The sequence below is a fragment of the Caballeronia choica genome, from assembly GCF_001544535.1.
Lineage (GTDB): Bacteria > Pseudomonadota > Gammaproteobacteria > Burkholderiales > Burkholderiaceae > Caballeronia > Caballeronia choica.
In genome coordinates, this window is record NZ_FCON02000193.1 from 1 (window position 1) to 11,706 (window position 11,706).

The 11,706-nt window shown below is 61.7% G+C and carries 10 protein-coding genes; 8 read left to right on the forward strand and 2 right to left on the reverse strand.

Annotated features, from left to right (window positions below; all coding sequences use genetic code 11):
- On the forward strand, nt 1–527 hold a 527-nt coding region (locus AWB68_RS38895), incomplete at its 5' end, for a hypothetical protein (protein ID WP_235028745.1).
- Nucleotides 528–946: 419 nt separating this feature from the next.
- Here AWB68_RS38895 and AWB68_RS38900 read toward each other — a convergent pair.
- Nucleotides 947–2,140, reverse strand: coding sequence for a tyrosine-type recombinase/integrase (locus AWB68_RS38900; protein WP_087649528.1), 1,194 nt, complete (start codon nt 2,138–2,140; stop codon nt 947–949).
- Nucleotides 2,141–2,394: 254 nt separating this feature from the next.
- On the opposite strand from AWB68_RS38900, the gene AWB68_RS38905 reads away from it, so the two are divergent.
- Entirely contained in the window at nt 2,395–3,318 is a 924-nt protein-coding gene (locus AWB68_RS38905) for a DNA-binding protein (protein ID WP_160110146.1), read from the forward strand.
- Nucleotides 3,319–3,670: 352 nt separating this feature from the next.
- On the opposite strand, the gene AWB68_RS38910 is transcribed toward AWB68_RS38905, so the two are convergent.
- Nucleotides 3,671–4,126 (reverse strand): DUF2934 domain-containing protein, encoded by a 456-nt coding sequence (locus tag AWB68_RS38910; RefSeq protein WP_087649530.1) that lies wholly within the window; start codon nt 4,124–4,126, stop codon nt 3,671–3,673.
- A 488-nt stretch (nt 4,127–4,614) separates the two neighbouring features.
- Between AWB68_RS38910 and AWB68_RS38915 the strand changes: the two genes are divergently transcribed.
- From AWB68_RS38915 to AWB68_RS38945, 6 genes are all read left to right on the forward strand, one after another.
- Entirely contained in the window at nt 4,615–5,109 is a 495-nt protein-coding gene (locus AWB68_RS38915; protein ID WP_087649531.1) for a YciE/YciF ferroxidase family protein, read from the forward strand.
- Nucleotides 5,110–5,656: 547 nt separating this feature from the next.
- Nucleotides 5,657–6,712, forward strand: a complete 1,056-nt coding sequence (locus AWB68_RS38925; protein WP_087649533.1) for an alpha/beta fold hydrolase — start codon at nt 5,657–5,659, stop codon at nt 6,710–6,712.
- A gap of 455 nt (nt 6,713–7,167) precedes the next feature.
- The gene (locus tag AWB68_RS38930) at nt 7,168–7,527 is read left to right on the forward strand and encodes a hypothetical protein (RefSeq protein WP_087649534.1); all 360 of its coding nucleotides are present in this window, start codon (nt 7,168–7,170) and stop codon (nt 7,525–7,527) included.
- Nucleotides 7,528–7,738: 211 nt separating this feature from the next.
- Nucleotides 7,739–9,742 (forward strand): acyl CoA:acetate/3-ketoacid CoA transferase, encoded by a 2,004-nt coding sequence (locus tag AWB68_RS38935; RefSeq protein ID WP_087649535.1) that lies wholly within the window; start codon nt 7,739–7,741, stop codon nt 9,740–9,742.
- Nucleotides 9,743–9,806: 64 nt separating this feature from the next.
- Complete coding sequence (locus AWB68_RS38940) at nt 9,807–11,471, forward strand: acetolactate synthase large subunit (RefSeq protein ID WP_087649536.1); 1,665 nt, start codon at nt 9,807–9,809, stop codon at nt 11,469–11,471.
- A partial coding sequence (locus AWB68_RS38945) for an alcohol dehydrogenase catalytic domain-containing protein (protein WP_160110147.1) occupies nt 11,468–11,706 on the forward strand: 239 nt, incomplete at its 3' end. The genes AWB68_RS38940 and AWB68_RS38945, both read left to right, overlap by 4 nt.

Sequence of the window (11,706 nt, forward strand, 5' to 3'; positions counted from 1 at the left end):
TCATAGGGCGACGTGCCCTTTTCTTTTGCTCTCAGGTTCGCTTGCTTCGTGGCTCGCGATTCACCTCCATCGTAACATTCGCTTATCAGTTTGATAAGCGAATTCACATCTCGGGTGACTTGCTGTGCTTTTACCGATGTTATGATCGATGTGTTTCTCCTGAGCACGTTCCCATGGCAAAAAAGCAGCTAGTCGACGCCTATTTTCGCTTCCTGAATCTTGCTCAGGCCGTGCAGGCGTTGCCGTCCGTACCCAAGCTAGACGCCGCCGAGGAACGCTTGCTTGAAGCGCTCACGGCTGCCTGGCACGCGGGGCGCACGCTGACGGTCACGGAGACGATGGCGCTCTCGGCCGCGGGCGCGCCGGCCACGGTGCATCGGAAGCTAACGCGGCTCAAGGAGCAGGGCCTCGTATCGGTTGATGAAACGAGCGCCGATCTGCGCATCAAGACGGTCGTCCCCACGCGCAAGGCGCTCGCGTACTTCGAACAGCTGGCAGCCTGCCTGGACGAAGCGAAGAAGCGCTGATTGGCCTCACCAGAAATAGGTAGCCTTCACGCCAAAGGTACCTAGCGCCGCGACTGCGATCAATAAGCGCTGCCGAACGAATATTCCTCCGTGGCAACAAAGACCTGCCGGTTCATCACGTTCCGAACGCATGCGAGCGCTTCGAAATTCTTCGGTAATGCGCGTTCTTTCGCGTCTTTCCCAATGAGATGAAGCCTTCGCGTATCGGTCGCATAAGGTCGCAATGCGGTGCTGATAGCTTTGGTTGTCTCTCGGGGTGTGCGCCCTTGCCGTTCAAGTCGTCGCGACGCCAGCCGATATTCAATTAGGTCTTTTTCTGTGCGTTGTCGAGTGACTGCTTCATTGGCCGAAAACGCGCCCCCGAGTTGCCACGGTGAAGGGCCGCTGCGCTGCGAGATCGGGACCGGTGGGTGCGACTTTTACCAATTCATTTTGAGCCCGGACTCGGTTGCGCGATGGCGATCATCGTCGTCCGCGTGCAGGTATTGACTGGTGGTGGAGATCGATTCGTGGCCGAGGTTGTCGCGCACGTAACGCAGGTCAACGTGGCCGTCCATCATGTGCGAACCGGCGGTATGGCGTAGCCAGTGGGCCGATGCTTGCCTGAGGCGCTCTGCGGCTCGCTCGCGAGGTTCGCCGCTCGACGTGAGATGGTCAATCGCATTCTCAAAGACCTGCTTGACGATCAGGTGCACGCCACCGCGCGTCATCGGTCGACGCAGGCCGCCGATCGGCAATAAGAGCGGCGTCGGCTCGTGCGGGTAGGGCAGCGCGGGCAGATCGTAGTGCTGCCGGTATCGAGCCAGCTCCGCCATCAACTCCGCAGTGGCCGGCAGCAAGCGCTCCTTGTTGCCCTTGCCGGTGATCGCGAGCCACCAGCGCTCCCGGCCGTCGCGGTCGCGCCGCTTGAAGAACCCACCCATCGGATTGCCCACGAGTTCCGAAATTCGTAGCCCCATCAGATACAGCAACGAAATCAACCAGCGTACCCGCGCGTGGTGTTCCTGCTCGCGCGCGGTGTTGCGCGGCATCGCTTCGACCGAGTGTTTGAGCGCCCGCCACAGATCGTCCTCGAGATAGCGGGTTACCCGCGGCTTCGCCTTGCGCGCCCGCTGGCGCGACAACGACAGTGGATTGCCCGCCAGATAGCCGGCGGTGACCAGCCACGCAAACAGCGTATTCAAGATCACGAATGCCTGCCGCCGGCTGGCCGGCGACAGGGGTCCGGCAAACGGCCGCCAGTCGGGTTCAGCCCGCGCGACCTTGCGCCCGCGCATCACCCAGCGCGCCGCAGGTTGCGGATCGGCCAGAAAGCGCTGATAGGCGAGGATATCTTCGTGCGTGAGCGAGGAGAGCGGCTTGCCCAATTCGACGGCCGCCCATAGCAGCAGGCGCTCGGCTTCTTTGCGATAACTGTCGAAGGTGGCTTGGGACTCGACGAAGCGGGCGAGCCACGCCTTGATCGCGTCGATATCGTGATCGGCAGCGATTTGCGCGCGCACGCCGATCGCGCGGTTCAGGCCGTGCCGGCCGTCGAGATCGGGCGGCAACCTCGCGCACTCGAGCGGGGCGAGCGCGTGACCGGACGGATCGCTGGGGCTAAAAACGGGCATGTCGAACTCCGACGCGTTCTATGTGCGGAAACTGCCGACTATATCGACATTATACCCATAATGTCTAAAGTATAGATTGAGGGTCAATAAAGATAACGTTTTACGTTATATACTCTGTCTATTAAAGCTTAAATTCGCCACCCATGACCGCTTTACCGACGCCGGATGGCCCGCCCAGCGCCCAACTGGACGCGGAGATCGCGCAATTACGCGCGCAGTTTCCGCGCACCGCCGATCTGTATCGCGAGGTCTGCGTGCTGCTGTTCTTCCGGTACGGGATCACGCCGACTGCCAACAAGCTCTATCAACTGGTGAAGAAGGGCAGCATGAGCGCGCCAGCCGATGCGTTAGCCGCGTTCTGGGCGACCCTTCGGGAAAAGAGTCGCGTGCGGATCGAAAGCCCGGACCTGCCGGACGAGATCAAAGACGCGCTGGGCGAGCTGGCGATCGCAATCTGGGATCGCGCGCAGGCGAGCGCGCAGGAGGCGTTGACAGGGTTCCGATCGGACGCCTCGCAGGAGGCCGATCAAGCGCGGGCGGCGCAGGCGGGCGCCGAAACCGAGGTGGCACGACTGCGGCAGGAATTGACCGGCAGCGCCGCGTTGCTGGACAGCGCCCGAGCGAAGGTCGCCGATCTCGAGCAGCAAGTGGCGGCACTGACGGCCGCCTGCGATGCGTTCAAGTCTCAACTACACAGCGCGCAACGCGAGCAGGCCGAGTTGCAGCGTGCGCTGGAAGCGGCAAGAAGGGATTTTGCGGCGGAACTCGAGAAGCAACGCGCGGCCGGCGAACTGGCCGAGGAGCGACTGCGGGCCACCGAGACGCGCGCGCTGCTTGAGATCGACCGCGAACGGGTCGCGGCGAGCCGCGCTCAAAAAGCGCTCGACGACCTGGTGCGCAAGTCGGAGCAGCGCGAGGAGCGCTTTCGTAAGCAGGAAGCAGCGCTGCAGGCGCAAGTCGGTGACTTGCGTCACCAGGTCGGGGTCGTCGAAGGGAATCTCTCGGCTGGGCGGGCAGAGAATAAGGCGCTCACTGGGCAACTTGAGCGCGCACAGAGAGAACTTGCCCGCGCGAACGCGGGGCCGACCACGCGGGCGCCGGCGAAGCGCGCGCCGCGCGGGGCCGCACCGGTAACGCCTCCTCGCAAGAGGGCGGGTCGCAGCACAGGCCAAGGGTAGATCCGTAGCCGGCGTCATTCGCTGCGGCGCCCCCGGCGTGGGTCGAAGGATCTGGCGGAAATTGACGGCGGCGGAATTGACGGCGGTGGCATGTCGGAGCGCTTTGGGCGGTCTGTGCGGGAAATCGTTGCCAATCAAAGCCGCACGCATCGCGATTTCAGGCGGACATCAGCCGCGTCCCGCCTGTACCGATCCGATGAAGTGAGCTACGCTGCCGTGACTTGGTCGATCCACTTTTCGGTGTAGCCACCATGCAGCTCGATATCTTCGCTGACAGTCGCGACGTGATGGGTCGACGGCGTGGGCGGTCTCACCGACCTGGCGCGGTCTCCAGCGTGGCTGCTGATGGCCGTTACTGGGCCTCAAAGCCGACGACCCGGCGCCAATTTTCGTCGGCGCTAGCTTCGGGGCGTCCTTCTTGCTCCCACAACACGTAAGCCCGCTCGCGTAAATGCTGCTCAAGGGCTCGGTGCCAATAGTCCTCGGCGCGGCCGCTGGGGCGGCCGTCTTGGTCCCATAGACGGTAGGCAAGTTCGCGTACCGACTGTTCAAGGCCAGTCTTCGTTTCGGAATCTCCTCTATGCTCGTCTCCGTAAGGGGACATCTGGCCGCTTCGACTGACGTGCATCCGAGTTGTCAAACTCGCGAGATCACCGTCAGGAACCAACCTGCCGTGCGCCGCGGCCTCCAACGCCTTTGCTTGGTATTGAGCGTCATCCGCCGCGTCGCCCAAATCCCCGATTGTTATCGGGTAGGTATGAAGCACCGCGCCGCTGCTATCTAGTACATCAACCAATCGCTCGACCATCGCTTACCCCTGAGACCCACGCCTGCTAACGGCCGCCTTCGCTTCCAAGACCGGCGTGCCGGTGATTGCGAAGTTCTTCAGCGGTGAGACCTTCAACTCGTCAATAGAAGCATTTCACCAAAAGCCATGCGCACCACCGTTGCAAACCCGACCGGGCGCCGAGCGAGATGAGCCGAGTGATTTCACAAATGATCCTGACAAGTTGATTAAGCCACCTTTCCCATGCGGTGGCAATTAACTTCTTGTATCGAGTAACCCCCTTGAACGGCACCAGACAGGCCAACGCGGAGTACGGCAACGGCTATGACTGGCTATGCCTCATATCGTCCACGCGGGGTGCCGAAGATGGCCGTTGTGGAGCGGCCGACGCAGGCAGTGAGCGAAATCACCGTGGAATAAAAGAGCTGCGGCCGTCGTCCGCGGCACGATCGTTGCGGGCAACGTTCGCGCGCGTCGTGCGCGTCTAATTTCACCATTGAGGGAAAGCCATGCCGACGAAAACACTGAACGACCTGTTCATTCACGCCCTGTCTGATGTGTACAGCGCGGAAAAGCAGCTGACCAAGGCCCTCCCGAAACTCGCACGCGCGGCAACCAATCCCGAGTTGGCTGCCGCATTCACAACACACCTCGAGGAAACACAAGGACAGGTTGACCGAATTGACCGAGTTGTTGAAGCTTCGGATATCAAACTGAAGAGAGTGAAGTGTGTTGCTATGGAAGGACTGGTCGAAGAAGGGCAAGAGCAAATTGAAGAAATCGAAAAAGGTCCGATATTGGATGCGGCACTGATTGCCGCAGCACAAAAGGTTGAACATTACGAAATTGCCGCGTATGGGACGCTTGCTACGTTCGCGAAGAAGCTGGGCTACACGGAAGGCATGAAGTTGCTGTTGGAAACGCTGCAGGAAGAAAAGGCGACCGATGAAAAGCTCACCATGCTCGCGAAGCAAGAATTGTCGGAAGCGGAGGTTGGAAAGTAAGGGCGCATATGGCCGGCCGCTGGGACGCGGCGGCGTGGTGGCGTGAAGCACGCGACGAGCTGGCCGCGCTGCTGAGCGAGTTGAATATGACTGATCCCAAAGAGCATCTACTTGACTCAACTGCGCGGAGCCCGCGACTCGCGTTATGTGTTTGAGAGTCGCGAGATTGCGTCATATACGTTGCCAATCGCGGCGGCCGAAGCGCTTGGAACCGAGAAGGCAGCCTGCGAAACAGATTGCGACGCAGGACGTTGCGATGGCGCTGTGGCGGCTTTGTAATATTGCAGACGGGACCGACGCGAAGGATATCAACAGCGGGAACCATAACGAAGAGTGCATCTGGGGCGCTGCGGGTCTCATGCGCGTTGCCGCACGGATGCGGCATGATCATTGCGCGGTCACTGCCGGTCTCGACAAGCGAGCCGGCGTCGGCCTGTCTGTCGCAACCGCCAACGCAGATACTTGAAATTTGCGCGTCGAGGTAGGGCAGGCCGGGGCACTTGGGCAGGCTGATTGTTTTTGCTTTTGTTAATCTACGCGAGAAATCATGGCCCGCTCTTTCAAGAAACTTGCTGCATCCCCTGCTACAACCGGCGCGCTCGCCGCGGCGGCGACTGCTGCCCTAGCCACTGCGCTATGGGTTCGCCATCGTGCACGAAATGCCGAGCGCGAAAACCCGCCTATCGGCCGCTTTATCGAGGTTGACGGTGTGCGACTGCATTACCTGGAGCGAGGAGAAGGGCCTGCGGTCGTACTACTGCACGGAAATACCGTACTCTTGCAGGACTTCGTTGGCAGCGGGTTGATTGAGCGGTTGGCCGAGCGTCACCGGGTGATCGCGTTCGACCGACCAGGCTTCGGATACAGCGAGCGTCCACGGGACCGCATCTGGACCGCACAAGCTCAAGCGGCGCTGTTACAGAAGGCGCTCGCACAGATTGAGGTGGAGCAGCCGGTCGTACTCGGACACTCGTGGGGCACCTTGGTAGCACTTGGCATCGCGGTCGGTTTTCCCGCCGACGTCCGGGGCCTCGTCCTGATATCCGGCTACTATTACCCGACCGCCCGTTTGGACGTAGCAATGACCGCACCCGCGGCCCTCCCCGTGCTAGGCGACGCGATGCGTTACACCGTTTCGCCGCTGACTGGCCGCCTGTTGTTGAAACGCACGGTGAAGACGATGTTCGCGCCGGCACCTATGCCCGACAACTTCTTTGATGTCATGCCCCGTGAAATGATGCTACGCCCGATCCAAATTCGGGCCGACGCGGAGGACGCCGCGTTTATGATTCCGGCGGCGGCACAGTTTCGCGCTAACTATTCAGAGCTCGAGATGCCAGTAAGTATTTTCGCCGGCCGGGGTGACAAGATCGTTGACCCCGAGTCGCATTCGGTCCGGCTGCATCGCGAACTGCCTCGTAGCACCTTGGTCGTTGCGCCTGGAGCTGGGCATATGGTGCATTACGCGCTGGCCGATGAAATCATCGAGGCGATTGATCTCCTGACCGCCGAACGAGAGGCGAAGCCGATCGATTGCGACTTCGCCATTGGTGACGCTCCGCTGGACGCTGGTCGATCGAGTGTCGCGCCGGCGGCGGCGTAACTTGTGGCCGTCTCGCACGCTCTTGCAAGGGGCGATCGGCAAACGGCCACCGCCGATCAAGGCTCCACTTACTCGGTGGAGATTGGCGACCGGTCAAAGTTGCGGGTCGGCGTCGAATCGGATGCCCGAGCGATAGCACTGTCGTTATCCAGACGCGATGGGAAGAGTCTCTGCTTAAATCAGGATGCCGAAATGATTAAAATGTCTACTTGACGTCAGCCGAGAGTGCCGTATGATGACTTCATTGCTGCGGCGCAGCAATTCCAGATAATGGCGCGGAATGACCGAGCCACGACGGATCCTTCATAGGAGCGGTCGATGTTTCCTTATTCTCGCCAGCAGCCGTCGGCGGTTGCAACAGCCAATTTTCGGACTTTGGTGAACGTGACAAAGCGCTATGCGAGCGGTCTTCAACAACTCGCGAAAGCACGTCGATTCGGGAAGCTGGTTCGAGCGTGAAACCCGGCGAATTTCTGGGCTGGCAATCGACGCCGTTTGCAGCGATTCCAGAGAAAGCGGCAGCCTATACCCGGCATTTTGTGAAGATCGCTCGCGCAACCGAAGCCGACATCCTGAATGAAGCGCGCACGCAATTCGAGCAGTACGGCTTCGGCATGAAGGGTGGGTTCGAATCGGCGGCCCGACAAGCCCAGTCGGCAGTGCAGGGGCCTATTGCGCTTCTCTCCGATCTCAGTGCGGCATCGACTGGAGCGGCCAACGAAACGGCCAAGGTTACCCTCGACGCGAGCGGGCAAGCCGCGCAAACCTCGAACGACACAGGCGTCGAGGCTGCCAAAGCCGACTCGAATCATTGATCTGAAGGTGTTGTTAGTTGTTCACCGTTTGGTTTCGCAGCCCGCTTCTGGCGGCTCTTTTTATTGCGTTTGACACATCGGTCGAATGTTCGCTCATTTGCGCTCGACCAGCAGTCGGCCGGATGAATTCTCACGGCCGATTCGATCAACGGGGCCCGATCGCACCGCCCCCGCGTCCGGCAAGCGCCGAGTCGCCACTCGAGACCCCGCCATGAAAGACAAGATTGTGACAGCAGACGAAGCGATCGGATTGATCCGCGACGGCGATGCCGTCTGCTGCTCGGGCTTTGTCGGTATCGGTACGCCGGACGAACTCCTGATCGCGCTGGAACGACGGTTCACGAGCGCGGGCATGCCTCGCGATCTGACTTTGGTGTTCGCCGCCGCGCCGGGTGACGGCAAGGGTCAGGGACTCAACCGGATCGCGTTGCCGGGACTGGTCAAGCGGGCAATCGGCGGACATTGGTCGCTGGTCCCGAAACTCGCCCGGATGGCGACCGACGATCTGATCGAGGCGTACAACCTGCCGCTCGGCGTCATGTCGCATCTCTACCGGGACATCGCGGCTCATCGGGCCGGAACGCTGACTCAGGTCGGGATGGGCACCTTCGTCGATCCGCGCCACGGCGGCGGAAAGATCAACGCGTGCACGCTTGAAGACCTGGTCAGCACCATCGAGATCGACGGCAAGACCTGGCTCTTCTACAAAGTCTTTCCGCTCAACGTTGCGTTGATCCGCGGGACGACGGCCGACCCCGAAGGCAACATCACGATGGAACGCGAAGCGCTCGTGCTCGACGCACAGGCGGCGGCGATGGCGGCGCACAACTCGAACGGCCTCGTGATCGCCCAGGTTGAAACGATCGTTGCAAGCGGGACGCTCGATCCGCGAGCGGTCGTGGTTCCCGGCATCCTGGTCGACCGTGTCGTGCTCGCGCGTTCCGGTGCCCAGCCCCAGACCTATGGCACGGTGTACAACCCGGCGTTCTCGGCGCAGACGAAAGTCGCGGTCGGGACGATGAAAACCCCAGCCCTCGACGAGCGAAAGGTGATCGCACGCCGATGCGCATTCGAATTGCCGCTGGGCGGGGTGATCAATCTGGGCATCGGCGTTCCGGAAGTCGTTGGTGCGGTGGCGGGAGAAGAGCGCCTGCTGAGTCATCTGACCTTGACGGCGGAGCCGGGCGTGATCGGTGGCATGCCCCAGGGCGGCCTGGATTTCGGCGCGGCGATCAATGTCGATGCGCTACTGCATCAGAACCAGCAGTTCGACTTCTACGATGGGGGCGGTCTCGATCTCGCGTGCCTCGGCATGGCCGAGGTCGACCGTTGCGGCAACGTCAACGTCAGCCGCTTCGGGCCGCGACTCGCGGGCGCCGGCGGCTTCATCAACATCAGTCAGAACGCCCGTTGCGTGGTATTCGCGGGAACGTTCACGGCGGGCGGTCTCGAATTACGGGTGGAGGGCGGGCGCCTTAAGATCGTCACGGAAGGCACGAAGAAGAAATTCGTCGAATCCGTCGAGCAGATCACGTTCAATGGATCGCTCGCGGCCGAACGCGGTCAACCCGTGCTCTATGTGACCGAGCGCTGCGTATTTCGGCGCGTGCCTGAAGGGCTTGAGTTGACGGAAATCGCACCCGGCATCGATCTCGAGCGCGACGTCCTCGCGCATATGGACTTCGCGCCCATCGTGCGCAACGTCCGATCAATGGACCCGCGAATTTTCCTGCCGCAGATCCTCAACCTGTCGACGATCCTGTTCGAACGCCAGTTGCGCAGCCGCCTCAGCTACGACGCCGAAAGAAATACCCTGTTCGTGAACTTTGAAGGCATTGGGATTCGCTCGACGGACGACGTCGAGAGCGTGCGCCGCGTGATGGAGGCACTCTGTGAGAGCATCGGCCATCAGGTCTCGCTGATCGTCAACTATGACGGATGCAGGCTCGACGATTCGATAGCGGACGCGTACTTCGCGATGGCAAGGCAGTTGCAATCCCGGCACTACAGCTCGGCCACGCGCTTCACCACGAGCGCGTTCATGCGCATGAAGCTGAGCGCGGCGTTGAGCGATCGAGGCTCTGAATCGCAGATCTTCAAAACACATACGGAAGCAACCGCGTTTGTCGCAAGCCGGCGCGAGGCCGCTGTGCGCCAGTCGATCGCCGACAACGCCGGCATCGGCGGCAGCCGTTCACGAACCACGCATGAATGAGACCGCTGCCTGCCGCCGTTCCCATCCCTATCAACTGGTGTTTCAAGGTACAAGGAGATTGCCGATGAAGGCTTCCGATCTATTCGTGAAGGCGCTGGAGAACGAAGGTGTCGATCGTATCTTCGCTGTGCCGGGCGAGGAAAACCTCGACGTCGTCGAATCGCTGCGACGCTCAAGCATTCAACTCATCGTGACGCGGCATGAACAGTCCGCAGCCTTCATGGCGGCGACTCATGGACGCTTGACCGGAACGCCGGGCGTCTGCATGGCGACACTCGGTCCCGGCGCGCTGAATCTCGTCACTGGGGCGGCCTATGCGCAGCTTGGCGCGATGCCGATGGTGCTCATTACCGGCCAGAAGGCCATCATGACGTCGCGCCAGGCGCGCTTTCAGATCGTCGACATCGTCGCGACGATGAAGCCGCTCACCAAGGCGTCGCGACAGATCGTGAGCGGGGCCAGCATCCCGACTGTCGTGCGCGATGCGTTCCGGCTGGCCGCCGAGGAGCGTCCGGGGCCGGTCCATCTCGAACTGCCGGAGGACGTGGCCGCCGTCGAGGTCAGCGACGACGTCAGCATCGTTCCCGTGCACCCAGTCGAGCTACCGGTGGCGCACGACGACGCCATCGAACGAGCCGCCGCGCTGCTGATCCGAGCCGAACACCCGCTTGTCATGTTTGGCGCGGCCAGCAACCGGCCGCGGCTCGCGGGGCAGCTGACCGACTTCATTCGACGCACCGGCATTCCGTACTTCAACACGCAGATGGGCAAGGGTACAGTGGCTGCGATCGGCAGCAACGAAGCCACCGAACTATGGATGGGCACGGCCGCGCTCAGTGAACGCGACTACCTGCACGAAGCGATCGACTGCGCCGACCTGATCCTCGCGATCGGGCATGACACGGTAGAAAAGCCGCCGTTCATCATGGGGCCGAAGGGGCCGAAGGTCATTCATGTCGGCTATACCCCGGCCAACGTCGAGCAGGTATTCTTCCCGCGTGCGGAAGTCGTGGGCGACCTGGGCTTAAGCCTCGCACGGCTTGCCGATAGGGTTCAGGGCAAGCTGCCGTGTGCGTCCGCCTTGGCTCCGCTGCGCGAGGGTATCCTGAGGCGCACGCTGGATCGTGCGGACGAATCGCGCTTTCCGCTCACGCCGCAACGTATCGTCCACGACGTGCGCGACGTGATGCCCGCCGACGGCATCGTTGCACTTGACAACGGCATGTACAAGATCTGGTTCGCGCGCTGCTATCGAACGCGTAGCGCCAACACACTGCTGCTGGACAACGCGCTGGCGACGATGGGCGCGGGGCTGCCGTCGGCGATGATGGCGGCGCTGCTGTATCCCGGCCGACGCGTGATGGCAGTGTGCGGCGACGGCGGCTTCATGATGAACTCGCAGGAACTCGAGACCGCCGTGCGGCTGAAGCTGAACCTCGTCGTGTTGATCATTCAGGACGACGCTTATGGAATGATCCGCTGGAAGCAGGCCGTCGACAGCCTCACCGACTGGGGCCTCACATTCGGCAATCCCGACTTCGTCAAGTATGCCGAAGCCTACGGCGCGAAAGGACGACGCGTCGAGTCGGCCGAAGGGCTGGCACCGTCGCTGGAGGCGGCATTCCGCGAGGGCGGGGTGCAACTCGTCATCGTTCCCGTCGACTACTCGGAGAACAGCCGAGTGCTCGTCGACGAACTCAGAAACCGCATGAGCGAGGTCGCACAATGAAAATCAAGGCAGCTGTTTTGCAGGCAATGGGTGCGGCGCTGCCGTACGCCGAATCGCGTCCCCTGCACATCGAAGAGATCGATCTTGCACCGCCCGGACCCGATGAGGTGCTGATCAAGATCGCGGCGGCGGGTCTTTGCCACTCTGATCTCTCCGTCATCAACGGCGACCGGCCCCGTCCGATGCCGATGGCGCTCGGACATGAGGCCTCCGGCGTCGTCGAGGAACTGGGGGC